Below are 25,734 nucleotides of genomic sequence, written 5' to 3' on the forward strand. Positions count from 1 at the left end.
TCGTGGACCTGACCACCATCTGGTTTCTCCTCGTCGCCGTGCTGTTCACCGGCTACTTCATCCTGGAGGGCTTCGACTTCGGCGTCGGCATGCTGCTGCCCGTGCTCGGCCGCGACGACCGTGAACGCCGCGTCCTGATCAACACCATCGGCCCGGTGTGGGACGGCAACGAGGTGTGGCTGATCACCGCCGGTGGCGCCATGTTCGCCGCCTTCCCGGAGTGGTACGCCACCCTGTTCTCCGGGTTCTACCTGCCGCTGCTGCTGATCCTGCTGGCCCTGATCGCCCGGGGCGTCGCCTTCGAGTACCGGCACAAGCGCCCCGAGGCGTCCTGGAAGCGCCGCTGGGACACCGCCATCGTGGTGGGCTCGCTGCTGCCGGCGATCCTGTGGGGCGTCGCCTTCGCCAACATCCTGCGCGGTGTGCCGCTGGACGCCGACCACGAGTACGTCGGCGGCCTCGTGGACCTGCTCAACCCGTACGCCCTGCTCGGTGGCGCGACCACCCTCGCGCTGTTCCTCACCCACGGCGCGGTGTTCCTCGCCCTGAAGACCACAGGTGACATCCGTGAGCGCGCCGGCGCCCTCGCGGTGCGCCTGGGTGTCGGTGCCGCCGTGCTGGCGGTCGGGTTCCTGACCTGGACGTTGAGCATCCGCTCCAGCGCGGCCGCCGTCGTGCTCGCCGTCGGCGCGGCCCTTGCGCTGCTCGGTGGCCTGGCCGCCGCCAGGGTACGCCGGGAGGGCTGGGCGTTCACCGGTACCGCCGTGGCGATCGGTCTGGCCGTGGCGACCCTGTTCGCGGCGCTGTTCCCAAACGTCATGCCCTCCACCCTGGACGCGGCCGGCACGCTGACCACCACCAACGCCGCCTCCACCCCGTACACCCTGAAGATCATGACCTGGGTGGCGGTGATCTTCACGCCGGTGGTGCTGGCCTACCAGGGCTGGACGTACTGGGTGTTCCGCAAGCGCATCGGCGTGGCCAACATCCCGCAGCACTGACCGGGTGGGGGTCGGTTCGCCGGCCCCCACCCGGGGCGTAATTGGGCGGCCCCGGAAGATCCGCCCCGCTAGGGTGTGCCGATGCTCGTACGTGAACTCACCACCGACGACCTCGACGCCGCCTGGGAGTTGGGCCGGTTCGCGTTCGGCGGCGGCCAGGAACGCCCCGCCAGCACGAGCGTCAACGTGCCCGGCATGACCCGCTACGGCGCGTTCGACGACGCCGGCCGCCTTGTCGGTAAAGCCGTCGACCTGCACCACGAGCAGTGGTGGTCCGGACGGACCGTGCCGGCGGCCGACGTGGGCGGGGTGGCGGTCGCCCCCGAGGCCCGGGGCCGGGGCGTGGCCCGCGCCATGCTCACCGCCCTGCTGGCCGGCGCCCACGACCGCGGTGCGGCGGTCAGCGCGCTGTACCCGACGGTGGCCGCCCCCTACCGAGCCTTCGGCTGGGAGACCGCCGGGGTGCTGCGCACCGTCGACCTGGCCACCGCCAGGCTGCCCCGGCACCGGTCCGCCCCGCACCTGACCGTCCGGGCCGGAACCCCCGCCGACCTGCCCGCCGTCGCCGACCTCTACGAGCAGGTCACCCGGCACCTCAACGGCATGCTGACGCGGCGGGGGAAACTGTTCGACTTCTTCGCCGCCGACGGTGGCCTGCCCGGCGACGGGCTCACCCTCGTCGAGGAGGACGGCCACCTGGTCGGCTACGCCACCTGGCAGCGGGGCAGCGGTTACGGCGCCGACTCCGTGCTCACCGTCGACGAAGCCCTGGCCACCACCGCCGAGGCGGCCCGGGAACTCGTCGGGGTGCTCGCCCGGTGGGCGAGCGTCGCGCCGACCCTGCGGCTGTGCCCGCTCGACGGGGACGCGGTGAGCGTCCAGTTGCCGCTGGAGGCGGCCCGCGAGCACGAGCGGAGCCTGTGGATGCACCGTCCGGTCGACGTGGCCCGGGCGGTGAGCGCACGCGGGTGGCCGGACCACGCCCGGGGTGTTGTCGACTTCGGCCTCACCGACCCGATCGCCGAGTGGAACACCGGCACCTGGCGGCTGGCCGTGGCCGACGGCGCCGCCGAGCTGACCCGGGTCGGCGGCGAGGCGGACCTGCGGCTCGACGTACGCGGCTTCGCGCTGCTCTACGCCGGTGCCGCCCGAGCCCGGTCGGTCGCGCAGGCGGGCCTGCTGCACACCACCGGGGTCGAGCCCGACGCCCTGGACCTGCTCGGCGTCGGCGGCCCGGCGCACCTGCTCGACTACTTCTGACGGCCCTTGTCGACATGGACCAACTCGACCTCCCGACGGGACACGGACCTGGCAGTCGGGCGACCTGGACGCGGTAAGGGAAACCTCTGAGACCGACCCGTCCTGGCCGAGGATCCAGGCTGCCATGAACCGACTCAACTGAGCCGCCGTCGGTTCAGGCGACGCCCGCCAGTTCGTCGTTGGCCCGCTCGGTGATGAGCGTGAGGACGCGGGCGGCGACGTCCGCCTCGGCGGTCGGGATGTCCCCGTACAGCCGGGCGGTGATGCCGGCGACGGCCTCGGCGACGCGGGCCTGCGTGGCGTGACCCGTGTCGGTGAGCCGCATGTGCGGCACGACACCGTCGACCTGGGCGAGGTCGGCGTCGACGAGGGCGTCGATCACCGTGCGCACGGCCGGTTCGTCGACCTTGAGGGTGCTGGTGATCCGGTGCACGAGCTGTGCGCGTTCGACGGGGCCGGCGGCGAGGGCGTTGAGGGCGATCACCTGGCCGAAGCTGAGCCCGAGCGGGCCGGTGGCCCGTTCGAGCAGAGCCCGGGTGGCGTAGTGGGCCTGGCCGATGACCTGACCGTTGAGAGTGGACACGGTGCCTCCTTCGAAACGTTGGCTTCACCAACGTTGGTGAAGCCAACGTAACACCTGATCGTGGGTAGTGCCAACGATTACTGGTAGGCTTCGCTCATGGATCACGCGGCCCCGCAGTCACCCGCCGGGCTGCGTACCACCCCGAGTTGGCTGCTCAACCAGGCCGCCGCCCACGCCGGCCGGCTCATCAGCGCCGGCTTCGCCGCGCACGACCTGCGCGGCTACCACTACCGGCTGCTCGCCGCGTTGACCGAGAGCGGCCCCGCGAGCCAGGCCGACCTGGGACGTCGCTGCGGCATCGACCGCAGCGACGTCGTGGCCGCCGTCAACGACCTGGCCGGTCGGGGGCTCGTGGTACGCGCCCCCGACCCGGCCGACCGCCGCCGCAACGTCATCAGCCTCACCGACGCCGGCGCCGACGAGGCCCGCCGCATGGCCGACACCGTCGCCCGCGTGCAGGACGACCTGCTCGCGCCCCTGTCGAGCGCCGAACGCGACCAGCTGACCCGCCTGCTCACCCGACTACTCGAGCACCACAGCCGAGGCTGACCCGACTCAGCGGGCCTCGCGCAGCTCCGCCAGTCGCGCCTCGATCTCAGCCAGCTCGGCGCGCAGCTTCTCCGCCTGCTGCTCGGCCTCGGCCCGCTCGGTGCCGAGGATCTGCTCCACCGCCTCCTGCACACCCGGCACGTCCACGAGCGCCACCATCTTCAACGCCTCGGCCGGCTTCACCACGTACGGCTTGGCCAGGGCCTTGCTGCCCTGCTGCGCGGCAACGGTCCACTCGCCGTCGGCGTACGCCAGGGTCACCGTGAGGCCGGCGGGGCTCTTGGGCTTGGCGGCCTTGACCGCCCGCCGCGCCGGCGGCTTCTCGGCCTGCTCCACCTTCGGCTCCTCCTGTCGCTGCGCGGGCACCCGCGGCGTGTCCAACACGAACTCCGGCGCGGCCGCCGCGGGCGGCTCCGGCTCGGGCTCCGGTTTCGGCTCCACCACCCGGCGGACCGCCCCCTTGGGCGCCACCGCCAGGTCGGCGGGGGAGAACGGCAACTCGTCGCGGCCGAACCGCACCACCACGAACTCGTCGGACACCTCCGGGTCGGTCAGCTCGACCACCTGGCCGACCTGACCGGCGATCTGCCCCGCCGACGCGGTGAACACCACCCGTGGCTTGCGCCCGGCCGCCAACGCCTCCCGGATGCTCTGCACCTCGCTAGTGGACAAACCCTGGCCGGCATCCATCACAACCCTCTTCCGTACACCTGTTTGATTGCTGCCTTGATACCAGCCCGCTGCGACAGCCGCCGCAGGGGGCTCAGCCGCCCAGTGCCCGCAGCGCCCGGTCCGCGTGGTCGTTCATGCTGACCTCGCTGTGGATCACCTCGATGATCCGCCGGTCGGCGCCGATCACGAACGTCATCCGCTTCGTGCTCAACGGCCCCAACGGCAGTCGACGACGCACCCCGAAGGCCTGCGCCACAGTCCCGTCCACGTCCGACAGCAGCGGATAGTCGAAGCCGTGCAGCCGGGAGAACTCCGCCTGCTTCGCCACCGGGTCGCGGCTGATGCCCACCCGGGACGCGCCCAGCGCCGCGAACTCGGCGGCCAGATCCCGAAAGTGGCAGCTCTCCGCCGTGCAGCCCCGGGTCATCGCCCCCGGGTAGAAGAACAGCACCACCGGCCCGGTCGCCAGGAACTCCGACAGCCGCCGCGGCGTGCCCGTCTCATCCGGCAGCTCGAAGTCCTCCACCACGTCGCCGACACCCACACCCGCCACCGCGCACCTCCGTTGTCCGACCGATCGCGCGGTGAGCGTAAGCGATCACGCCCAGAGGGCGGCCACCTCGTCCGCCACCACCTCGGCCTGCGCCCGTCCGGCCCGCGCCGCGCCGGCCCGCCGGGCCGGGTCCAGCACGTTACGGCCGATCGCGGTACGCGCCGCCGCGTCCGGCGTCACCACCACCACCTGCGCACCTGCCGTACGCAGCTCGTCCACCTGCGCCGACAGCCGTGGCATCGGCCCGAACGCCGCAGACGTCGGTGCGAGGACCAGCACCCGCTGCGCGCCCGCCGCCAGGTCCGCGTTCACCGTCGAGCGCATTCCACCGTCGACGAAGCGACGCGACCCGATCGTCACCGGCGGCCACACACCGGGCACCGCGCAGCTCGCCCCCACGGCGTCCACCAGCGATACCCCGTCCGCGCCGTCGAACACCACGAACTCGCCGGTGGCCGCGTCGACGGCCGTCACCAGCAGCGGCCGCTGCGGCCACTCCCGCGTCGGCAGGCGGGCCTCGATCACCGCCCGCCGCGACGCCTCCGACGGAGTACGCGCCGCCACGGCCATCGCCCCGATGCGCGCCCTGGACTGCGCCGCGTCCCGGGTACGGCCACCGGCCCACACCAGCCGCGCGAGCGCCACGAACCCCAGACGTGCCGCCACCTCACCTGTCGGCGGGGTCAGCTGCTCCTCGTACAACCGCTCCAGCGGCACTCCGGAGCGCACCTGCGCGCCCACCACCGAACCGGCCGACGTGCCCACCACCAGGTCCGCCTCGGTGACCGGCACACCCCGCTCGGCCAGCCCCGCCAGCAACCCCAGCTCCCACGCCACACCTGTCACGCCGCCACCGCCGAGCACCAACGCGCGCCGCATGTGACCCTCCTCTCGACGACTGGTCCGCGCCGGTCACGGTAGCGTCGGCGTATCCCACCCGACAGCCCTGGAGGCACCGTGGCACCCGTCACCGTCATCACCGGCGGGGGCCGGGGCATCGGCGCGGCCACCGCCCGCCGTCTCGCCCACGCCGGTCACCACATCGCCCTGTGCTACCGCCGGGACCACGCCGCCGCCGACGCCGTCCTGGCCGACCTGCGCGCCGCCGGTCGGCAGGCCATCGCGGTACGCGCCGACACCACCGACCCCGACCAGGTCGCCGAACTGTTCGACGCCGCCGCCCAGCTCGGCCCGCTCACCGGTCTGGTCAACAACGCGGGCGTCACAAGCCTCATCGGGCCCTTCACCGAGTTGCGTGTCGAGGACCTTCGCCGGGTCGTCGACGTCAACCTCGTCGGCTACGTCCTCTGCGCCCAGCAGGCCGCCCGCCGGCTCGGCCACGGCGGAGCCATCGTCAACGTCTCGTCGGCCGCCGCGACGCTCGGCAGCCCGGGGGAGTACGTGCACTACGCCGCCGTGAAGGCCGCCACCGACACGCTCACCGTCGGCCTGTCCAAGGAACTCGCCCCGCGGGGCATCCGGGTCAACGCCGTCGCGCCAGGCATCGTGCGCACCGACATCCACGCCGACTCCGGCGTACCCGATCGCGCCGACACCGCGGTCGGCCGCATCCCGCTGGGTCGCGCCGGCGAGCCCGAGGAGATCGCCGCCGCCATCGCCTGGCTGCTCAGCCCGGACGCCTCGTACGCCACCGGCACGGTGCTGCGCGTCTCCGGTGGCCTGTGAGCCGGGGCGCCGCGCGCCCCGGCTCACCTCGTCACTGGGTGAACAGCTTCACCGCCGTGATCAGCGTCTGCACCACCCCGTAGCCCAGCAGCGCCGCCACCACCAACCAGGAGATCCACAACCGGGCCTGCTGCCCGTTCCGGCTGTCGTCGCTCATCGCGTGCCACTCCTCTCCGACGTCCTGTCCTCGTTCGCGTCCTGTTGTTCCGACGGTTCGTGGTAGCGCTGCGGCACGGGTCGTACCAGCAGGTTCGCCACGAAGCCCACGGCCAGGACGCCCACCATGGTGAACAGCGCCGGCCGGTACGCCGCCGCCGTCAACGTGCCCGGCTGGCCCTGCGCGTCGAGGAACCCGTTGACGATCAGCGGGCCGGCGATCCCCGCCGCCGACCAGGCGGTCAGCAGCCGGCCGTGGATCGCACCCACCTGGTACGTGCCGAACAGGTCCCGCAGGTACGCCGGCACGGTGGCGAACCCGCCGCCGTAGAACGACAGGATCACGCAGGCCAGCAGCACGAACAGCGCCGTCGCGGTCTGCCCGACCAGCGCCAGCAACGCGTACAGCACCATGCCGACACCCAGGTACACCAGGTAGATCGGCTTGCGTCCGATCACGTCCGAGGTGGATGACCACACGAACCGGCCGGCCATGTTGAACAGCGACAGCAGTCCCACGAATCCACCGGCCGCCGCCACCGACACCGCCGACGTGCCGTTGTCCCGGAAGAAGTCCTGGATCATCGGGCTGGCCTGTTCCAGGATGCCGATGCCCGCGGTCACGTTGCAGAACAGCACCACCCACAGCAGCCAGAACGAGCGGGTCTTGACCGCGTTCGCCGCCGACACGTTCGCCGTCGTGACCAGGGGCTTGGCCGCCACGCTCGCCGGGTCGAACCCCTCCGGACGCCAGCCCTCGGCCGGCACCCGCACGTTCGCCACCCCGAACATCATGATCACGAAGTAGCCGAGGCCGAGCGTCACGAACAACCACACAAGCGCGCTGCCCGACGCCGTGGAACCCGCGTTGGACGGGTCGTACGCCGGGTCGTAGAACGACAGCAGCTGCCGGGACAGGGGAGAGGCCACCATCGCCCCACCGCCGAATCCCATGATCGCCAGCCCGGTGGCCAGGCCCGGCCGGTCCGGGAACCACTTGATCAGCGTCGAGACGGGCGAGATGTAGCCGATGCCCAGGCCGATGCCGCCGAGCAGCCCGTAACCCAGGTACAGCAGCCACAACTGCTTCGTGGCGATGCCCAGCGACCCCACCAGGAAGCCCACCGCCCAGAAACAGGCCGAGACGAACATGGCCTTGCGCGGCCCGTTCGCCTCCACCCAGGTCCCGGCGACCGCCGCCGACAGTCCCAGCATCACGATCGCGATGCTGAAGATGACCCCGATGGCTGTCTGACTGGTGTCGAAGTGGGCGATGAGCGAATTCTTGTAGACGCTCGTCGCGTAGACCTGACCGATGCAGAGGTGGATGGCCAACGCCGCCGGAGGGATCAGCCAACGGCTGTAGCCGGGCGGCGCGACGGTGTGCCGACGGTCGAGTGCGGAAAGCATGGGCTGCTTCCTCTCCGAAGCGGACGAGATGTGCCCACAACGTGCCCACACCGCACGCGGGCGGCAAACCTCGCCGTCGCCGGACGGTCGAAACCGTGAGCTGAGCGGTCAGTCAGTCGCCCACCCCGCCGGACGCTCATCCAGGCTGGTCGACGGCGCGTCAGGCGTCCTGGCCGGCCGGGTCCGCCCGCCAGATCCAGTTGCGTCGCTCGTACAGCGGGGTGAGGCCCAGCCGGCGCATGTTGTCCAGTGACGGGTTGGACGTACCCGGCTCGGGTCGTCCCGTCTCACCGGTGACCCACCGGCAGCCGGCGTCGGCAGCGGCCCGCACCCGGGCGGCCAGCAGGCCCGACTGCGCACCCCGACCCCGGTGCGTGGGCACTGTCGCGCCGGTGTTGAGCGAGGCCGCCGCGCCGTTCAGGAACAGGTTGGCGGCGGCCACCATCCGCGTGCCGTCCCAGGCGGCGAACGGGCGGAATCCCGGGTCGCGCACGCTCGCGGTGAGCATCGGCGCCAGGTGCTCCTCGGGCATCCCGTAGCAGCGCAGCACCAGCGACGCCCACTCAGGCACCAGGTCGTCCGGGACCGGACCGACCCGCAGGTCCGTGTGGCCGGGCGTCAGCGTGCTGATCTCTCCGGCCAGTTTCACCCAGGTGCCCGCGCCTGTGATGTTCTCCCGGGTGCAGATCTCGTCCCAGTCCGCCGGCAGCCGTTCGGGGGCGATCTGGATGACGGCGGACGGTGTGCCCTCGGCGCGGTAGACGTCGCACACGCGGGCGATCAGCTCACCGGTGACCGGTTCGGCGATGCCGAACCCGAGCGCCTTGCTCCAGTAGCCGGTCGGGTCGTGCCGCATCGACAGCACCACCCCGCCACCCATCCGGGTGGTGTGGATGCCCAGCGCCTCCCGGACGTGGGCCGGAGCTCCCGCCTCGTACCGGAACATGAACTCGGCCTCGGTCAGCTCGGCGAGCGCGCGTACCGTGTCGTCACCTGTCACTCGGCACAGCCTGCCACCGCGCCGCGCGCCCCGGCGCCGGCGATGCCGGCGCCGTGAGCGGCGCCACTACCGCAGGTCCGGGGTGTGCCAGCCGCCGGCGAGGGCGTCGGCGTCCGCCGGACCCCAGGTGCCCTTGTCGTACGGCTGCACCTCGGTCGCCAGGTCCAGGATCGGCCCGACGATCCGCCACTCCTGTTCGATCGTCTCCTCGCGCGCGAACCGCAGGTGCTGCCCGTCCATCGCGTCGTCGAGGAGCCGCTCGTACGCCTCCTGACGGCGACCGAACGCGGCGCCGAAGTCGACCGACAGGTCCACCGGCCGGCTGGTCACCTCGGCGCCCGGGCTCTTGGCCTGGATGGACATGGTGATGCCGTCGCCGCGACCGAGCCGGAACCGCAGCAGGTTCGCGGGCGCGCCGGCCCCGCCCTCGGCGCGGATGAGCGAGCGTTGGGGCTGCTTGAACTCGACCACCACCTCGGTCGCCGTCCCCGGCAGGGACTTGCCGGTGCGCAGGTAGAACGGCACACCCGCCCAGCGGGGAGAGTCGACGGTCAACCGGGTGGCCACGAACGTCTCGGTGTTCGAGTCCGGTGCGACACCCGGCTCGTCGCGGTACCCCACGTACTGCCCCCGTACGGTGCTCTGCGGTGACAGCGGCGCGATCTGCCGCAGGACCGCGACCTCCGCCTCCCGGAAGGCGTCGGTGTCGTCGGCGCTCGGCGCGTCCATCGCGATGAGGGCGACGACCTGAAGGATGTGGTTCTGCAACACGTCGCGGGTGGCGCCCACCGTGTCGTAAAAGCCAGCGCGGCCCTGGGTGCCGAACCCCTCGGCGAGGGTGACCTGGATGTTGTCGATGTGGTCGCTGTTCCACAGCGGCTCGAACAGCCGGTTGGCGAACCGGAAGGCGTAGAGGCCCTCGACGGCCTCCTTGCCCAGGTAGTGGTCGATGCGGAACACGCGCTGCGGGTCGAACGCGGCCCGCAGCGTGCGGTCCAGCTCGCGGGAGGACGCCAGGTCACGTCCGAAGGGCTTCTCCACGATCACCCGGCCCCGGTCGGCCAGGCCGGCCGCCGCCAGGCCCTCGACGACGGCGCCGAACACCGCAGGCGGGATCGCCAGGTAGAAGATCGGCCGCCGCGCGTCCTTCAGGCGCTGCGCGAGCCGCTGGTACGTGCCCGGGTCGGCGTAGTCGCCGGAGATCATCGACAGCTGGCGCGCCAGGGCGTCGAACGCCTCGTCGTCGACCTCGTCGTTGGCTTCGGTGACCGACTTGCGGGCGGTGGTGACCAGTTGCTGGTCGTCCCAGGGGGAGCGGGCCACGCCGATCACCGGAACGTCGAGGCGACCGCGCCTGCTCAACTCGTACAGCGCCGGGAACAGCTTCTTCGAGACGAGGTCTCCCGTGACGCCGAACAGCACTACCGCGTCTGAGCGCATGGCACTTCCATCCGATCATGTAACTCTGATCTTCCAGTCGGTGAACCGTGCGACCACCTCACGAATTCCCCTTCGCCGGTCGCGGGTGAGGACGACGACAGCAGCTCCCGTGCCGACAGGAACGATTAGGAGTGTTTACAGTGCGGGCGCGCCCCGGGTAGCGTGCGAATCGGATCGATGATGACCGATCACGACGAACGCCTGGAGGTACCCGTGCGTCGCCGACACACCACCACGCGGCTGCTGGCCATCGCCGCGCTCGCGCTGCCCCTCACCCTCCCCGCAGGCCCCGCCGCCGCCACACCGCACACCCCGGCCCGGCACCTCACCGACGTGATCCCCGCGCCCGTCGACACCCGCCCCGACGCCCGCGCCGCGTTCCGGATCACCCCACGGACCGTCATCCGCACCGCACCCGGCTCCGCCGCCGCCCGCCAGGTCGGCAACCACCTCGCCGAGACCCTGCGCCCCGCCACCGGATACCCGCTGCCCGTCCTGCCGGTCCGCTCCACCCCACTGCCCGAGATCGCCCTCGTCCTCGGGGGAGCGGACCACCGCATCGGCCAGGAGGGCTACCAGCTCGACGTCACCCGCCAGCGCGTCACAATCCGCGCCAACACCGCCGCCGGGCTGTTCGCCGGCACCCAGACACTGCGCCAACTCCTGCCCGCCGACATCGAGGCGCCCGACCGGCGACACGCCACCTGGACCGTCCCCGGCGGACGGATCGTCGACTACCCGCGCTTCGCCTACCGGGGCGCCATGCTCGACCTCGCCCGGCACTTCCACACCGTCGACGAGATCACCGCGTACGTCGACCTCATCAGCCAGTACAAAATCAACTACCTGCACCTGCACCTGACCGACGACCAGGGCTGGCGGATCCAGATCGACTCCTGGCCCCGACTCACCACAGTCGGCGGCGGGCCCGGCACCGGAGTCGACGGCGTCGGCCCCGGATACCTCACCAAAGCCGACTACAAGGCCGTCGTCGCGTACGCCGCCGCCCGGCACGTCACAATCGTCCCCGAGATCGACATGCCCGGGCACACCAACGCCGCCCAGTCGACCTACCCCGAACTCAACTGCGACGGCGTCGCACCGCCCCCACGCACCGACATGGCCGTCGGCTACAGCTCCCTGTGCATCGACGACGAGCTCACCTACCGCTTCGTCGAGGACGTCATCCGCGAACTCGCCGCCATCACACCCGGCCCGTACCTGCACATTGGCGGCGACGAAGCCCACGCCACCACCGACGAGGACTACCGCACCTTCATGAACCGGGTGCTGCCGCTGGTCAGCAAGTACGGCAAACGCGCCTCCGGGTGGAACGAGATCGCGCAGGCCGACCCGCCCGCCGACGCCGTCGCCCAGTTCTGGGGAACCGGCACCACCAACGCCGACCTCGTCGACGCCGTCACCCGCGGCACCAAGGTCGTCATGTCCCCGGCCAACAAGACCTACCTGGACATGAAGTACGACGCAAACACACCCCTGGGCCTGCGCTGGGCCGGCCTCATCGAGGTGTCCGACGCGTACGGCTGGGACCCGGCGACCCGCGTCACCGGAGTCGGCGAGAGCGCCGTCCTCGGCGTCGAGGCGCCCCTGTGGTCCGAGACCCTGCGAACCATCGACGACATCGAGTACATGGCCTTCCCCCGCCTGCCGGCGATCGCCGAACTCGGCTGGTCGACCACCACCAGCCACGACTGGGAGTCGTTCCGGACCCGGCTGGGGGAGCAGGCGCCCCGCTGGCGCCTGCAACAGGTCAACTTCTACCCGTCCCCCCAGGTGCCCTGGATCTGAACCGTTCCCCGGGGCGCCGGTCGAACCCGGCCGACGCCCCGGCGGCGGTCAACGACCGCAGGTGCTGTCAAGCGCCTTGAGGGTCGGGTCCAGATCCGGCGCCTCCACCTCGGTGGCCTTCGGGCCGGTGAGCCGCTTCTCGACAGCGGTGGCGAGATTCTCCAACGCCGTACGCAGCTGCGGATCCACCGCCGTCGGCGCCTCCTTGCGCAGGTCCTGCGCCAGCGCCGTGTAGTGGCCGCGCACCTTCTCGCCCTGCTCCTTGGCGCTGACCGGCTTGTCGATCGCGGCGATCGCGTCGTCCGCCATCGCCACGAAGTGCTTCTTCACCACCGCAAGGGTCGTCTCACAGACCTGCTTGCTGTTCGCCGCGACGTCCACCGTCGGGCTGGCCGCCGCAGTCGCCGACGCATCGGCGCTGCCCACGTCCTCCTTCGGCGCCGGGTCGCAACCCGCGACCAGACCCGCGAGCGCGACACCGGCCAGGACGGTACGCACAGACCTACCCATCATGGTGTTTCCCCCGTTGTGACAAGCGGCCCCCACCGGGGCCGGAACGCACCACTGTAGAGATCACCCGCCGATCGCGCACTCCCGTTCCGAGCGCCCGCTAGGATCCGCGGATGGACCTGGCAGCCGAGACCACAGGCAACGGACCGGCGATCGTCTGCCTGCCCATGATCAGCACCACCCGCGCCGCCACGGCGGCCGCCTTCGCCCCCGCCCTCGCCGGGGCGGGACTGCGCGAGACGTACCTGGACCTGCCCGGGTACGGCGACTCACCAGCACACTGCCGACCCACCTCCCAGGCCGTGCTCGACACAGTCATCGCCTGGCTCGACCGGCACCTCGACGCACCGGCCCTGCTGGCCGGCGCGTCCTACGGCGCGTACCTCGCCGCCGGCATCGCACGCCAACGCCCCGACCTGGTCCGCGGCCTGCTCCTCGTGTGCCCCGGCGTCACCATCGCGCCGGCCAGCCGCACCCTGCCCGAGCATCGCCCACCGGCAGGGCCCGCCGGCTGGCTCGACGCCGCCCCCACCGACCTGCGCGCGCACCTCGACACCGCGCTGGGTCACCGCACCCCCGCCGTCGTCGCTACCGTCCTCGCCGCCCTCACTGCCGGTGGCCCCGGCGACGAGGCCTTCCAGCAGGCGCTGCGCACCGGCACCGGGTACGCGCTCGCCGACGAGAACGCCGACACCGTCTTCGACGGACCGGTAAGCGTGCTCACCGGCCGGCAGGACGGCATCGTCGGCTACGCCGACCAGTTCCACGCCATGCGCCGCTACCCGCACGGCACCTTCAGCGTGATCGACGAGGCCGGCCACTACCTGCCCTACGAGCAGCCCGCCCTGCTGCGCGCCCACACCCACCACTGGCTGCGCCGCACCCGCGACTTACCTGGGCGGCGAGCACGGCCGCGTCCCGGGCGTCCGCCGGCCGCCCGGACCTGACTTTTGTCATGAGTACCCGTGCGCCTCTCATCGAAGGTGATGACTAAGCGCACTGTGGCGCACCCCGCCCTGTCCACGAGACTCGATTCAACGCCGGAACAACAGCCGGTACGGGTTCGGGACGGGAGGCGGGACGGTGGACGAGCGCTACGACAGTTACTGCGCCGCGGATCGACTGTTCTACGACTCGCTCGGCAGCGCCGTCGCCCAACCCGTGTTCCCGGCCGCCGACCGCCCGGTCCCGACCGGCTGGCGGCGAGAGCCGCTCGACGACTGGTTGATCTACGGCCCGGACGGCGGCTCACTGCCGCAGCAGGGCTGGAAGATCCACGTGTCGGCGGGCCTGACGAACGCCGAGCGGGTGCTCGACGCGGTCTGGGACTACTGCGTCCCCCGAGGCCTGTCCTTCAAGTTCCTGCGCGGGCCCCGCACGCTGCTGCTGCGCAACTCCAAGTACGCCGCCCGGGCCGCCAGCGGCAAGTTCATCACCGTCTACCCCCGCGACGACGCCGAGCTGGAGCTGACCTGCAAGGAACTCGACGAGCTGCTCGCCGGCGAGCCCGGCCCGTACATCCTCAGCGACCTGCGCTACGGCGCCGGCCCGGTGCACGTGCGCTACGGCGGATTCGCCGCCCGCTACTGCCACTCCCCGGACGGCCAGGTGGTCCCCGCGATCGAGGCCGACACAGGTGCGCTGGTGCCCGACCGCCGCGATCCGGTCTTTCACGTGCCGTCCTGGATCACCCTGCCGGACTTCCTCGGCCCACACCTGGCCGCCCGCAACGACACCAGCACCAACCAGGTGCCGTACCGCATCGAGCGGGTGATCCACTTCTCCAACGGCGGCGGGCTGTACGTGGGCCGTGACCTGCGAAGCGACACCGAGGTGGTCCTCAAGGAAGCGCGCCCGCACGCCGGCCTGGACGCCGACGGCGTCGACGCCGTCGCCCGACTGGCCCGCGAGGCGACCGCACTGCGGCAACTCGCCGACCTGCCGCAGGTGCCACGCGTGCACGACGAGTTCACCCTCGGCGAACACCGGTTCCTCGCCCTCGAGTTCATCCAGGGCCGACCCCTGAACAAGGTGCTCGTCGACAGGTACCCGCTCATCGACGCCGACGCGACGCCCGACGACCGGGCGGCGTACGCCCGCTGGGCGCTGCACGTCCACGAGCAGGTCGAGTCCCTCATCGCGGCCATCCACGAGCGCGGACTCGTCTACGGCGACCTGCACCTGTTCAACATCATGATCCGCCCGGACGACCAGGTCGCCCTCGTCGACTTCGAGGTCGCCGCCCCGATCACCGGACACCGCCGACCCGGACTGCGCAACCAGGGCTTCGCGGCCCCCCGCGACCGGAGCGGACCGGCGGTCGACAGGTACGCCCTGGCGTGCCTGCGGCTGGCGCTGTTCCTACCCCTGACCCAGCTGGTCCGGCTCGCCCCGACGAAGGCGGCGGACCTGGCCGACATCATCGCCGCGAACTTCCCGGTCCCGCGATCCTTCCTGGACCCGGCGGTCCAGGAGATCACCGGCGCACCCCCGGACGCCACCGACCCCCACACCGACCTCGGCGCGCACGACTGGCCCGCCCAGCGCGACCGCCTCACCAGGGCGATCATCGCCAGCGCCACAGCCGAACGCGACGACCGGCTCTTCCCCGGCGACATCGAACAGTTCCGCAGCGGCGGCCTCAACCTCGCCCACGGAGCCGCCGGCGTGCTGTACGCCCTCGCCACCAGCGGCGCGGGCCGCTGGCCCGAGCACGAACAGTGGCTCGCACGGCGGGCGACCACACCACCGTCCGGCACCCGCTGCGGCTTCTACGACGGACTGCACGGCGTGGCGTACACCCTGGAACACCTCGGACGCCGACAGGACGCGCTGGACGTGCTCGACATCTGCCTCCGCGAACCGGTGGACGGCCTCGACCACAGCCTGGCCAGCGGACTGTCCGGAATCGCCCTGAACCTCGCCGAGCTGGCCGCCCGCACCGGGGAGCAATCGCTGCGCGACGCCGCCTGGCGCGCCGCCGAACGGGTCATCGACCGGCTGGCCGACGACCCCGGCCCCGACATCAGCGGCGGACGCCACCCGTACGCCGGGCTGCTGCGCGGCCGGACCGGCCCGGCGCTGATGCTGCTCCGCCTCTACGAACTCACAGGCGACGACGACCTGCTGGGACACGCCGCCACAGCCCTGCGCCAGGACCTGCGCCGCTGCGTGCTGCGCCCCGACGGCGCGCTGGAGGTCAACGAGGGCTGGCGGACGATGCCCTACCTGGCCCACGGCAGCGCCGGCATCGGGCTGGTCCTCGACCAGTACCTGCGTCACCGCGCCGACGACCGGTTCGCCGAGGCGAGCGCACAGATCCGCCGCGCCGCACGCTCACCGTTCTACGCGCAGTCCGGACTCTTCACCGGCCGGGCCGGCATCATCGCCTACCTCGCCGCCTCGACACACGACGCCGACCGCCGGGAACTCGACGCACAACTGCGACGGCTGTCCTGGCACGCGCTGCCCTACCGCGACGGCACCGCCTTCCCGGGTGAGCAGCTGCTGCGCCTGTCCATGGACCTCGGCACCGGCACCGCCGGCGTGCTGTACGCGCTGGCCTGCGCCCGGCCCGACGAACCACGGACGCTGCCGTTCCTCGCGCCCCTGGCGGACGCACAGAGACTCCCTCGCGACAGCGAGGGCGACGCACTCCACGAACGAAAGGAAGGGAGGTGAACGACATGGCGCTTCTGGACCTCCAGGGCCTGGAGATGGCTCCGGCCGACCGCACGGGTGGCGGTAGCCGGGCGAGCCTGCTGCTCTGCGGTGACAGCTCGCTCTCCGTCACGACCTGCAACTGATCCATTCGCACGTGGAGCCCTGGGCGGGTAGACGTACCCGCCCAGGGCCACCCGCGCAGCACCGGGAGGACCCATGCCGACGTTCGCCGCGGGGGACCGGCTGCTCCGGCGGACGGTCCTGGCGGGCGGCGGCTGGACCGCGACGCTCGCCGTGGTCGCGCTCCTCGGAGCGACAGCCGAACTCCTGCTACCCGCGGCCCTCGGCCGCGCCGTCGACGCCGCCCTCGCCACCGGCCCCAGCTGGTGGATGGTGTCCGCCTGCGCCCTGGTCGTCGTCCTCATCTGCGTCGACACCATCACCGACCTGGCCACCGGATTCGGCGCCGCACGCGCCACCGCCGGACTACGCCGGCACCTGCTGCGCCACCTGTTCGCGCTGGACGTCCGCGCCACCCGCCGCCACCCGGTGGGTGATCTCGTGGGCCGGCTGGTCAGCCAGACGGCCGACGCGGGACAGGCCGGCAACGCCGTCGTGCTGGCGACGGTCGCCGTGCTCCCACCACTGGGCAGTGTCGTCGCCCTCACCATCATCGAACCGGTCCTCGGCCTCACCCTGCTCGCGGGCCTCACCCTGCTCGCCGTCCTCATGCGGGCCTTCGTCTCCGACGCCTCGACCGTCACCGCCAGCTACCAGCGGGCGCTGGGCACCATCGCCGGCCGACTGCTGGAGTCACTGACCGGCGCGAAGACCATCGCCGCCGCCGCCACCACCCACCGCGAACAGGAACGGGTGCTGGCCGCCCTGCCCGAACTCGCGGCGCACGGCCGACGCGGTTGGGACCTGCTGGCCCGGGCGAACGCACGCACCTCCGCCGTGGCGCCACTGCTGCACCTGAGCGTCGTCGCCGTCGGCGGGTACGCCCTGACCACCGGCTGGCTGACGCCGGGACAACTCATCGCCGCGGTCCGCTACGCGGCGATGGGCGCCGGACTCGGCGGCGTACTCGCCACACTGAACCACCTGGTCCGCAGCCGCGCCGGCGCGAACCGCGTCGCCGAGCTGCTGGCCCAGACCACCGCGCCCGCCGGCCACCGACCCCTGCCACCCGGCGGCGGCGCGCTGCGACTGCGCGGGGTGAGCGTGCACACCGACGACGGCCGACCCATCCTCGACCGGATCGACCTCGACGTACCGGCCGGCGCCACAGTGGCCGTCGTCGGGACGTCCGGCTCCGGCAAGTCGACCCTGGCCGCCGTGGCGGGACGGCTGCACGATCCCGACGCCGGCGACGTACGACTCGACGGCGTACCCCTGCGGCACCTCGACCGCACGGCGCTGCGCCGGGCCGTCGGCTACGCCTTCGACCGGCCCGTGCTGATCGGCGCGACCATCCACGACGCGATCGGCATGGCCATGCCGGCCGGATCGGCGGCACCACCGACCCACCCCACACCGGCGACACCGGCGGTCCTCGACGCCGCCCGCACGGCAGCCGTCGCCGACGTCGTCGAACGGCTACCCCACGGCTACCGCACCCCGCTGGCGAGCACACCCCTGTCCGGAGGCGAAACCCAACGCCTCGGCCTGGCCCGCGCCTTCGCCGCCGAACGACTGCTCATCCTGGACGACGCCACCTCCAACCTGGACACCGCCACCGAACACCGCATCACCCGGGCGGTGACCGCACGGGCCGGCGAACGCACCCGCCTGGTGATCACCCACCGGGCCGCTACCGCCGCCGCGGCCGACCTCGTCGCCTGGCTCGACGGCGGTCGACTGCGCGCCCTCGCACCACACGAACGCCTCTGGACCGACCCGGACTACCGGGCGGTCTTCCAACCCGCCAACGGTGAACCATGACCCGTCCCGGCGTACGCCGAGTCACCTGGCGGGCGGCGCGGGCCCGCCGCCGCGAGCTGACCCGGCTCTGCGGCTGGTCGCTCGTCGAGTCACTGCCCGCGCTGCTCTCCGGCTACCTGATCGCCCACGCCGTCGACGACGGATTCCTGGCCGGACACCCCCTCACCGGCCTGACCTGGCTGGGCGCCCTCGCCGTAGCCGTGCTGCTCGGCGCCACGGCCACCGGCCGGACGTACCGGAGCCTCGGCGCCGTGGTCGAGCCGTTCCGCGACGACCTGGCGACACGCGTCGTGCGGGGCGCGCTGCACGACGCCACCCGCACCGGCGGCCACCCCGACAGCGCCACCGTGACCCGGCTGACCCACCAGGTGGAGATCGTCCGCGACACCTTCGCCGGCCTGCTGATGGTGACCCGCGGCTTCCTCTTCTCCGCCGGCGCGGCCCTGCTCGGCCTCCTAGCCCTGACCCCGACGGTGGCAGCGCTCGCCGCCGCGCCGATGCTCGTCGGCCTGGCCGTCTTCATCACCGCCCTGCCGGCGATGGTCGCCCACCAGCGCGCGTACGTCCGGGCCGGCGAACACCTCGGCCAGGCGACGGCGACCGCGTTGGCAGGGCACCGCGACGTGCTGGCCTGCGGCGCCCAGGCACGCGTCACCGCCGACGTGCAACGCCGGGTGTCCGCGCAGGCAGCCACCGAACGCACCCTCGCCCGGATGGCCGCGATCCGCAGCCTCAGCCTCGGCATCGGCGGCTGGCTGCCACTTGTGGTACTGGTGGCCGCCACACCCTGGCTGGTCGAGCGCGGCCTGACCGCCGGCGCGGTGCTCGGCGCGCTGATCTACGTCTCCACCGGCCTGCAACCGGCCCTGCACACCCTCGTGCAGGGCATCGGCGGCGGGGGACTGCGCTACGTCGTGACCCTGGAGAACATCCTGCGCACCTACCCGGACACCGCCCCCGCACCCGCCCCTCGCACGCCCCGCCCACCGACCCACCAGACCGGCCCCGCACCTGCCATCGAGGCCCGAGGACTGACCTTCCGCTACGGACCACGCTCCCGACCCGTCCTGGAGAACTTCTCCCTCACCCTCGCCGACGGTGAACACCTCGCCGTCGTCGGCCCGAGCGGCGCGGGCAAATCCACACTGGCCGCCCTGATCGCCGGCCTCACACCACCCGAAGCCGGCACCGTCCACCTCGCCGGCGAGCCCGTCGCCCACGCCACACCCGCCGCCCTGGCCCGGATGCGGGTCCTCGTACCCCAGGAGGCCTACATCTTCACCGGACGCCTCGCCGACAACCTCCGCTACCTCCGACCCGACGCCGACGACAGCACCCTGGAAACCGCACTCGACGCACTCGGCGCCCGCCCCCTGGCCACCCGCCTGGGCGGCCTCGCCGCCCCGATCACCCCGGCCCAGCTCTCCAGCGGCGAACGGCAACTCATCGCCGCCGTCCGGGCCTGGCTCGCCCCCGCCCCACTGGTGATCCTCGACGAGGCCACCTGCCACCTGGACCCGGCACTGGAAGCAACAGTCGAGGACGCCTTCGCCCACCGACCCGGCAGCCTCGTCGTGATCGCCCACCGCATCAGCTCCGCGATCCGCGCCCACCGCCTACTGGTCCTCGACGGCGACGAACCCGCCACGGGGACCCACGAGCAACTGCTGAGCCGTTCGACCACCTACCGACTGCTCGTCGGCTGCTGGGACGAACCCGCGATGGCACCCCCCGTGCCGCGAGCCTGAACCACCCCACCGGCGTGGGGCTCAGATCCAGCCCGCCTCACGCGCGACCCGCACCGCCTCGACCCGGGTACGCGCCCCGACCTTGCGGGCGATCCGCCCGAGATGGTTGCGCACGGTGCCGCAGCTCAGCCCCAGCGACACCGCGACCTCCGCCACCGGCGCCCCCGCCGCGGTCAGCGACAACACCTGCGTCTCACGATCGGTCAACGGACCATCCGAGTGCAGCGCCGCCACCACGAGATCCGCGTCGAGCACCGGCTCCCGCCGGGCGAGCCGACGAACCCCGTCGATGACCCGCTGCGGAGCGACATCACAGCGCAGCACACCCACCATCCGGGTCGCGCAGAACATCCCCCGCAGCCGCCCCGCCCGACGCGGGTGAGCCAGCACCAGGACCGGACACGAACCCAGACGACTCGCCTCGACGCCCTCGACGAAGTCCAGGTCGGCCACCACCACATCGGGCCGGTGGGCGCGCACGGCGGCGGGAACCGCGGCGACGCGGTCCACCCTGCCCACCACACGGATGTCGTCCTCGGCAGCCAGGACGAACGACAACGCACCCAGCACCAGGGTGCCGTCCAACGCGAGCAGCGTACGGATCACCTCGAATCCTTCCCCGCACCCCGGTGACGATCACGCAACGTACGCATTCAAACACGCGAATCGCGCAACCGCACGTTGGGGGAGCGGGCCCGAACACACCCCGGACCCGCCCCCCGGACGCCTACAACCAGCCGTCCCGCCGCGCCCGCCACACCGCTTCCAACCGGTTACGGGCACCGGTCTTGCGCAGGATCGCCGACAGATGGTTGCGCACAGTCCCATGCGCCAGGTGCAGCCGCACAGCGATCTCCTTCAGCGGAAGACCCTCGGCGGCCATCCGCAGGACATCCAACTCCCGAGGCGTCAACGGGCTCTCCGTCGGCCACAGCACCGCCGCCGCCGCGACCGGATCGATCGCACGCTCCCCGTCGGCGAGCGTGCGGATCGCCCGTACCAACTCCTCCAGCGAGCCGTCCTTCCCGACCAGGCCCCGAGCGCCGGCCGCCAGCGCCGCCTCCACGAGCGCCGGACTCCACCGGGGGCTCATCGCCAGCACGGCACTCGTCGGCGCCCCCGCCCGGACCGCGGCGACCACCTCCACCGGATCGGGCAGATCCGGCGACAGCGCGAGCACCACCACCTGTGGCCGGCACCGCCGGACCACCGTCAACAACTCGCCGACACCCTCGACGTCGGCGACCACCTCCATGTCCTCCTCACGCGACAGCGCGGCGCAGAGCGCCCCGCGCAACAAACCCATGTCCTCGGCGATGACAACGTGGATCACCACGTCTCTCCGATCTCAGGTACGCGCCGGACGGCCACCACCCCGGATCACCCACGGGGCCCAGCAGACCGTCCACGCGTGACAGACGGGCAGGCGTCGGCCCAGGCACCGTCTCGTGAACGGGCCCGGGCACCGGTCGACCCAGCAGCGGAACCTGCCGAACACAGGGCAGCCGCCGCAGGCCGACCGGCCGCCTCAGCCGGGTCGGGCGATCACCGACGGGGATCGGGTCCCGAGGACGAAAAGCCCGAGATCGTAGGTCTGCGCGGCGGCGGCGACCACCTGCCGGACGACCGGCCACACCAGCCCGGGCGCGGGCGTCGACCCCTCGTCGACGCCGGCCGCGTCCTGGTCGGCGGGTGCGACGGGCAGCCCCGGAAGACCAACCGGGGTGACCGTCGGACCTGGCCGCCCGACGCGATGCCCCGTTGCAGACGTGATGCGCGGCCCCTGGACGGCAGACGCCGGCCACGGCGTAGCCACCGCCGTCAGCAGTTCGACCGGGCGTACCGGAGCCAGCGCCGGATCGACCGGTGGGGCCGGGGAGGGCCGGCTCGCCGCGTCGGTCACCGGGACAGGGCCGAGCCCGGGCCCCGGCGGCGCGGGCAGCCGCGCTGACACCGGAACGATCACCGCGTCGAGAACCGGCGACAGGACGACACCGGTGATGCGACCGAGGGCGACGACGACCGGCCGGATCGGCACCCGGTCCACGATGCCCACGACCTGCGCGACCGCGCCGCTGACCAGGCCTGTCGTGGACGACAGGACGGGCCGGAGCACCGGCGGCGCGGCGAGGCGCGGGTGTGCCCGGGGCGAGGGATCCGCGGCGACCACCTCTGTCACGATCGGTGCCGGGGGAGTCACGAACCGTTGCGGCGGGCCGGCGTCGCGGGGCGGACGACTGCCGACCCGGACCGCCGACTCCGAGCGAGCTCCAGGTCGGACCGCTTTTCGCTCGACCGGACGATGCGTCACGGACGCGCCGACGTGGGGGAGCGCGACCGGCCTGGCCGAGCCTCGGCTCGACCCCTCGGGCGACGTCGGTGGCGTCACAGGGGCGACCCGGACAGCCCTCGTCCGCGAGGTGGGGGGCACATCCCGGTGACTGTCGTCGGCTCTCGCGTCCCGCTGGCGGTGCCGGTCGATGCCTTCTCCAACAGTGAGCCGGACGACCCGCTCGATCACACCGGTCCGTTGATGATGGGCGCCGCCGACCCCGTCGTCCGCGGCAGCCGGCCCCTGGAACAGAACGGCCACCACGAAGCCGGCGCCGACGGCGGCCAGGATCAGCAGCATCCGCCGGGCGAGCCGGCGCATCCGGTCGGCCGCAAACGGGACGGATCGGGGCGGCACAGGAGTCGGCGCGGTGCCATCGACGGGACTTCGCACGCGGGCACGACCCCCTCCGCTCGAGTTTGCTGACTCATCGTAGCGATGTGGACACGTGAACGCATCCGGTGCCCGTCCGTCAGGTGGGCTGGCACTCTCGCACCTCCGCGAGGCGAAGTCCTGATTCGATAATGCACATTATGTAAAGCTGCGTTATCTGACGGTCCCCTCGACCCACCGATGGGCACTCTCAGTCGCGCGTCAGTCCCGGCGGACACGCGTCCTCGTCGGGTCGCACGCGGCGGGCACTGACCAGCGGGTTGCGTTGCAGGCCGGCGATGACAGCGGCGTTGCCACCGACGTCGGTCCAGGTGTCGTCCCACAGGGCGGAGACGAGCCAGGAGTGATCCGCCGGGAAGAACAGGTCGGGCAGCGGACCGTCACCGCGCATGTGACCGGTCCGCCAGGTGAGGGCCTGCTCGGGTCCCGCTTCGACCAGGACGTAGGGCCAACCCCAGTAGAGCGACACCCTTGGGGCACGAGGAAAGACGACGTCGTGCGCGCCGGTGTCGAGGTAGCCCAGCCACCAGGGCTGCTCCGGGGTACGTGCCGCCAGCTCGCGGACCACGGCCTGTTCGTGGGCGTCCACACCGACGCCCTCGGGCGGGTGGAAGGTGGCGTACGCGTCGAACACCTCCGGGATCGCGGTGGTGATCGCAAGGCCCTGTGTGGTGTGGCCGGCGAGCCAGGCGACGTCGCTGGCCGTGCCGATCCGCCAGTTCCGTCCGTCCTTGTGGACGTCCAGAGGTTGTGTCGAGGCGCGGTCAGCGTCGGGGCGTCCAGCCACGATGGTGGGCGATGCTGAGGGAGCCCACCCGGGTTCGCCGTCCGGCCGCCACTGGTGCCCCTCGGGGCAGACCACATCGATTGGGTGGGCCGGGTCCCGGTAGACAGTGGGCGGCTTGCCGGGTCGACCACAGACGGGGCAGGTGGCGACGGGCGACGTCATGCCGGGCACGATACGTGCTTCTCCAGCAGCGCCACTGGCCTGCGACGCTGGGGGCGAGCCGATGTGTCGCTCGGTGCCTGTAGAGCTGCCCCATCCGTGGGGTGCGCCGACCATCGGCGCCGGAAACGCCCGCAGCGGCGCAGGGACCGGCCTATCCTCACCGCTGGTCACCCACCCACAGCGGGATGGTGTTTGCCGGGACGTCGTCGGCTTCGAAGAACCATCACACCTGGGCCACGCGCCGGGGATCACTGGTCCACGCGCCGGGGATCACCCGCCCCACACGTGGGGCAGCTCTACAGGCACCTGAGGAGATAGAGGCGCCTCCCGTGCGGACCTGGTCCGCTCCCCCTCTCCCCACGCTTCCCCGCAACGCGAAAATGCTGCATAATATCCCTTATGCATGACAAGCGGGACGAATCGCTCATGGTGTTGATCGAGGAGTTCCTGACCGCCCGAGCGACCCGCAAGCCCTCCCCCCACACTTTGGCCGCGTACCGTCGGGATCTGCACGCGGTGGCGGCGCTGGTCGCCGAGGATGCCGCCACTCCCCTCCCCCTGGGCGCGCTGTCGATCACCGATCTCTCCCCCAGGGTGATGCGTGCGGCCTTCGCCCGGTTCGCCGGGCCCCGCGCGCCCGCGTCGGTGCACCGGGCCTGGTCCACGTGGAACAGTTTCTTCACGTTCCTGGTAGCCGACGGGATCGTGGCCGGCAACCCGATGCCGGCGGTCGGGCGACCTCGGGCGCTACTCCCCCAGCCGAAGCCGCTGCGGGGGGCGGACACTCCCGAGGTGCTGCTCGCGTCCGCGGCGCGCGACGAGGGTCGGCAGCGCGACCCGTGGCCAGAGCGGGACGTCGCGGTGTTGGCGGTGGCGCTCTGCGCGGGGCTGCGCCTGTCGGAGTTGCTGGCACTACGGGTCGGCTCGGTGGGTGGTCGACCTGGTGAGAGGCGGATCGAGGTGCTCGGGAAGGGTGGGCGGCCCCGGGTGGTGCCGATCGAGGCGGATCTGGACCGGGTGCTGGTGGACTACCTGGACAGTCGGGCGCGGCGCTTCGGTTCGCGGTCGGTGCGCCCCGACTCGGCGTTGCTGGTGGATCGGCGTGGTGAGCCGTTGCGCCGGGGTGGGCTGCAGTATCTCGTCGAGTCGTGTTTTCGGCGGGCGGGTATCGGTGACCGGGTGCCGCGGGGTGCGCGGTTGCACGCGTTGCGGCACACGTTCGCGACCCGGTTGGCCGAGGACGGGGCGAGCGCCGCGGAGATCATGCGTTTGTTGGGGCACGCGTCGTTGGCGTCGTCGCAGACGTACATCGAGGTGACGGCTGGGCAGCAGCGCGACGCGGTACGCGCGAATCGGACCAACCGGGCGCTGGCGGGTCTGGTGCCGGTGAACCAGGAGTGAGCGCGGTCAGTGTGCCCGGTGGTCGCTGTCGTTGGCGGTGGTGGGCAGCGGGCCGAGGACCGCGTTGATGATGTGGATGCGCGTGTCGGTGGCCTGGTAGTCGGCGCAGACGGCGTCGGCGCGGTCGGCCAGACGGACGGTGGGGCCGTTGCGGGTGACGGCGACGGTGGTGCCGTCGAGGGTGGTGGCGGTGCCGGTGTCCGCCAGTTGGCTGATCGGGTGGGTTCCCTGGATCAGGTGTGCCTTCAGCAGGGTGCGCAGCTGGTCGGTGTGGCGGGTCATCAGGTCGTCCCAGTTGTCCTCGGAGAACTTGGCGGCGAAGGCGTCGTCGGAGGGGGCGAGGATGGTGACGCCGGCGCCGGTGGGCAGGTCGGTGAAGACTCCGCTGGTGCGCACTGCCGCTTCGAAGGTGGTGAGGGTGGGGATCCACCGGAGCGCCTGGTCGACGGGCTGACCGGCGAGGAAGGTCGGGTTTCCGGGGTCGGTGCCGGTGGGAAGGGCGGCGCAGAGGGGTCCGGTGACCTGGGGTGCGTTGGCCGGTGGTGCGGCGTCGGTGCGGGGAGTCGCGGGGCTGCTGGTGCAGGCGGCGAGCAGCAGTGTCGGCGCGAGGAGCCCGAGGGTACGCAGTCGGGGGCGTCGCGGTGGGGTGGCGGGTTGCGACACGGCGGCCTCCAC

The 25,734-nt window shown here is 72.4% G+C and carries 26 protein-coding genes; 12 read left to right on the forward strand and 14 right to left on the reverse strand.

Annotation, left to right across the window (positions count from 1 at the left end; genetic code table 11):
• The first annotated feature begins 2 nt into the window (after positions 1 to 2).
• Complete coding sequence (gene cydB / locus ACZ6N8_RS26495) at positions 3 to 1,001, forward strand: cytochrome d ubiquinol oxidase subunit II (RefSeq protein ID WP_387119151.1); 999 nt, start codon at positions 3 to 5, stop codon at positions 999 to 1,001.
• Between the two features lie 81 nt (positions 1,002 to 1,082).
• Positions 1,083 to 2,261, forward strand: coding sequence for a GNAT family N-acetyltransferase (locus ACZ6N8_RS26500; RefSeq protein WP_466013207.1), 1,179 nt, complete (start codon positions 1,083 to 1,085; stop codon positions 2,259 to 2,261).
• A 154-nt stretch (positions 2,262 to 2,415) separates the two neighbouring features.
• On the opposite strand, the gene ACZ6N8_RS26505 is transcribed toward ACZ6N8_RS26500, so the two are convergent.
• A complete protein-coding gene (locus ACZ6N8_RS26505) occupies positions 2,416 to 2,844 on the reverse strand; it encodes a hypothetical protein (protein ID WP_466013208.1) in 429 nt (142 codons plus the stop codon).
• A gap of 96 nt (positions 2,845 to 2,940) precedes the next feature.
• Between ACZ6N8_RS26505 and ACZ6N8_RS26510 the strand changes: the two genes are divergently transcribed.
• On the forward strand, positions 2,941 to 3,393 hold the full coding sequence (locus ACZ6N8_RS26510; RefSeq protein WP_466013209.1) for a MarR family winged helix-turn-helix transcriptional regulator: 453 nt from the start codon (positions 2,941 to 2,943) through the stop codon (positions 3,391 to 3,393).
• A gap of 6 nt (positions 3,394 to 3,399) precedes the next feature.
• Here the strand turns inward: ACZ6N8_RS26510 and ACZ6N8_RS26515 are convergent, their stop codons facing one another.
• The 3 genes from ACZ6N8_RS26515 to ACZ6N8_RS26525 all read right to left on the reverse strand — a co-directional run bounded on the left by ACZ6N8_RS26515 (position 3,400) and on the right by ACZ6N8_RS26525 (position 5,497).
• Positions 3,400 to 4,083 carry a hypothetical protein gene (locus ACZ6N8_RS26515; protein ID WP_466013210.1) on the reverse strand — a complete coding sequence of 228 codons (684 nt, stop codon included), beginning with the start codon at positions 4,081 to 4,083 and terminating at the stop codon, positions 3,400 to 3,402.
• A gap of 73 nt (positions 4,084 to 4,156) precedes the next feature.
• A complete protein-coding gene (locus ACZ6N8_RS26520) occupies positions 4,157 to 4,618 on the reverse strand; it encodes a peroxiredoxin (RefSeq protein WP_357988882.1) in 462 nt (153 codons plus the stop codon).
• 45 nt (positions 4,619 to 4,663) lie between these two features.
• Complete coding sequence (locus ACZ6N8_RS26525) at positions 4,664 to 5,497, reverse strand: patatin-like phospholipase family protein (protein ID WP_466013211.1); 834 nt, start codon at positions 5,495 to 5,497, stop codon at positions 4,664 to 4,666.
• A gap of 78 nt (positions 5,498 to 5,575) precedes the next feature.
• On the opposite strand from ACZ6N8_RS26525, the gene ACZ6N8_RS26530 reads away from it, so the two are divergent.
• Complete coding sequence (locus tag ACZ6N8_RS26530) at positions 5,576 to 6,304, forward strand: SDR family NAD(P)-dependent oxidoreductase (RefSeq protein ID WP_466013212.1); 729 nt, start codon at positions 5,576 to 5,578, stop codon at positions 6,302 to 6,304.
• Between the two features lie 31 nt (positions 6,305 to 6,335).
• Here ACZ6N8_RS26530 and ACZ6N8_RS26535 read toward each other — a convergent pair whose 3' ends face one another.
• The 4 genes from ACZ6N8_RS26535 to zwf form a co-directional block, all read right to left on the reverse strand.
• Positions 6,336 to 6,461 carry an MFS transporter small subunit gene (locus ACZ6N8_RS26535; protein ID WP_466013213.1) on the reverse strand — a complete coding sequence of 42 codons (126 nt, stop codon included), beginning with the start codon at positions 6,459 to 6,461 and terminating at the stop codon, positions 6,336 to 6,338.
• Positions 6,458 to 7,870: an OFA family MFS transporter gene (locus ACZ6N8_RS26540; RefSeq protein WP_466013214.1), complete on the reverse strand. Its 1,413-nt coding sequence runs from the start codon at positions 7,868 to 7,870 to the stop codon at positions 6,458 to 6,460. The genes ACZ6N8_RS26535 and ACZ6N8_RS26540 overlap by 4 nt, the downstream gene beginning before the upstream one ends.
• Before the next feature lie 160 nt (positions 7,871 to 8,030).
• The gene (locus ACZ6N8_RS26545; protein WP_466013215.1) at positions 8,031 to 8,870 is read right to left on the reverse strand and encodes a hypothetical protein; all 840 of its coding nucleotides are present in this window, start codon (positions 8,868 to 8,870) and stop codon (positions 8,031 to 8,033) included.
• A 66-nt stretch (positions 8,871 to 8,936) separates the two neighbouring features.
• Positions 8,937 to 10,310, reverse strand: coding sequence for a glucose-6-phosphate dehydrogenase (gene zwf / locus ACZ6N8_RS26550; RefSeq protein ID WP_466013216.1), 1,374 nt, complete (start codon positions 10,308 to 10,310; stop codon positions 8,937 to 8,939).
• A gap of 180 nt (positions 10,311 to 10,490) precedes the next feature.
• Between zwf and ACZ6N8_RS26555 the strand changes: the two genes are divergently transcribed.
• Complete coding sequence (locus tag ACZ6N8_RS26555; RefSeq protein ID WP_466013217.1) at positions 10,491 to 12,119, forward strand: beta-N-acetylhexosaminidase; 1,629 nt, start codon at positions 10,491 to 10,493, stop codon at positions 12,117 to 12,119.
• A 48-nt stretch (positions 12,120 to 12,167) separates the two neighbouring features.
• Here the strand turns inward: ACZ6N8_RS26555 and ACZ6N8_RS26560 are convergent, their stop codons facing one another.
• On the reverse strand, positions 12,168 to 12,632 hold the full coding sequence (locus tag ACZ6N8_RS26560) for a hypothetical protein (RefSeq protein ID WP_466013218.1): 465 nt from the start codon (positions 12,630 to 12,632) through the stop codon (positions 12,168 to 12,170).
• 110 nt (positions 12,633 to 12,742) lie between these two features.
• Between ACZ6N8_RS26560 and ACZ6N8_RS26565 the strand changes: the two genes are divergently transcribed.
• From ACZ6N8_RS26565 to ACZ6N8_RS26585, 5 genes are all read left to right on the forward strand, one after another.
• Positions 12,743 to 13,576, forward strand: a complete 834-nt coding sequence (locus ACZ6N8_RS26565) for an alpha/beta fold hydrolase (protein WP_466013219.1) — start codon at positions 12,743 to 12,745, stop codon at positions 13,574 to 13,576.
• A 136-nt stretch (positions 13,577 to 13,712) separates the two neighbouring features.
• Positions 13,713 to 16,310, forward strand: coding sequence for a class III lanthionine synthetase LanKC (gene lanKC, locus ACZ6N8_RS26570; RefSeq protein WP_466013220.1), 2,598 nt, complete (start codon positions 13,713 to 13,715; stop codon positions 16,308 to 16,310).
• Positions 16,311 to 16,315: 5 nt separating this feature from the next.
• Positions 16,316 to 16,435 (forward strand): SapB/AmfS family lanthipeptide, encoded by a 120-nt coding sequence (locus tag ACZ6N8_RS26575; protein ID WP_013734295.1) that lies wholly within the window; start codon positions 16,316 to 16,318, stop codon positions 16,433 to 16,435.
• Between the two features lie 73 nt (positions 16,436 to 16,508).
• On the forward strand, positions 16,509 to 18,236 hold the full coding sequence (locus tag ACZ6N8_RS26580) for an ABC transporter ATP-binding protein (protein ID WP_466013221.1): 1,728 nt from the start codon (positions 16,509 to 16,511) through the stop codon (positions 18,234 to 18,236).
• Positions 18,233 to 19,984, forward strand: coding sequence for an ATP-binding cassette domain-containing protein (locus ACZ6N8_RS26585; RefSeq protein WP_466013222.1), 1,752 nt, complete (start codon positions 18,233 to 18,235; stop codon positions 19,982 to 19,984). The genes ACZ6N8_RS26580 and ACZ6N8_RS26585 overlap by 4 nt, the downstream gene beginning before the upstream one ends.
• A 21-nt stretch (positions 19,985 to 20,005) precedes the next feature.
• Here the strand turns inward: ACZ6N8_RS26585 and ACZ6N8_RS26590 are convergent, their stop codons facing one another.
• The 3 genes from ACZ6N8_RS26590 to ACZ6N8_RS26600 all read right to left on the reverse strand — a co-directional run bounded on the left by ACZ6N8_RS26590 (position 20,006) and on the right by ACZ6N8_RS26600 (position 22,163).
• Entirely contained in the window at positions 20,006 to 20,590 is a 585-nt protein-coding gene (locus tag ACZ6N8_RS26590) for a response regulator transcription factor (protein ID WP_364364989.1), read from the reverse strand.
• A 121-nt stretch (positions 20,591 to 20,711) separates the two neighbouring features.
• Complete coding sequence (locus ACZ6N8_RS26595) at positions 20,712 to 21,317, reverse strand: response regulator transcription factor (RefSeq protein ID WP_364364987.1); 606 nt, start codon at positions 21,315 to 21,317, stop codon at positions 20,712 to 20,714.
• A 195-nt stretch (positions 21,318 to 21,512) separates the two neighbouring features.
• Positions 21,513 to 22,163 (reverse strand): hypothetical protein, encoded by a 651-nt coding sequence (locus ACZ6N8_RS26600; RefSeq protein ID WP_466013223.1) that lies wholly within the window; start codon positions 22,161 to 22,163, stop codon positions 21,513 to 21,515.
• A 258-nt stretch (positions 22,164 to 22,421) separates the two neighbouring features.
• Between ACZ6N8_RS26600 and ACZ6N8_RS26605 the strand changes: the two genes are divergently transcribed.
• Positions 22,422 to 22,742 carry a hypothetical protein gene (locus ACZ6N8_RS26605; protein WP_466013224.1) on the forward strand — a complete coding sequence of 107 codons (321 nt, stop codon included), beginning with the start codon at positions 22,422 to 22,424 and terminating at the stop codon, positions 22,740 to 22,742.
• Positions 22,743 to 22,899: 157 nt separating this feature from the next.
• Here the strand turns inward: ACZ6N8_RS26605 and ACZ6N8_RS26610 are convergent, their stop codons facing one another.
• Positions 22,900 to 23,658, reverse strand: coding sequence for a hypothetical protein (locus ACZ6N8_RS26610; RefSeq protein WP_466013225.1), 759 nt, complete (start codon positions 23,656 to 23,658; stop codon positions 22,900 to 22,902).
• A 399-nt stretch (positions 23,659 to 24,057) separates the two neighbouring features.
• Between ACZ6N8_RS26610 and ACZ6N8_RS26615 the strand changes: the two genes are divergently transcribed.
• Entirely contained in the window at positions 24,058 to 25,059 is a 1,002-nt protein-coding gene (locus ACZ6N8_RS26615; RefSeq protein ID WP_466013226.1) for a tyrosine-type recombinase/integrase, read from the forward strand.
• Between the two features lie 6 nt (positions 25,060 to 25,065).
• Here ACZ6N8_RS26615 and ACZ6N8_RS26620 read toward each other — a convergent pair whose 3' ends face one another.
• Entirely contained in the window at positions 25,066 to 25,722 is a 657-nt protein-coding gene (locus ACZ6N8_RS26620) for a fasciclin domain-containing protein (RefSeq protein WP_466013227.1), read from the reverse strand.
• Positions 25,723 to 25,734 lie beyond the last annotated feature (12 nt).

The organism is Micromonospora sp. NPDC047521, from assembly GCF_055587305.1.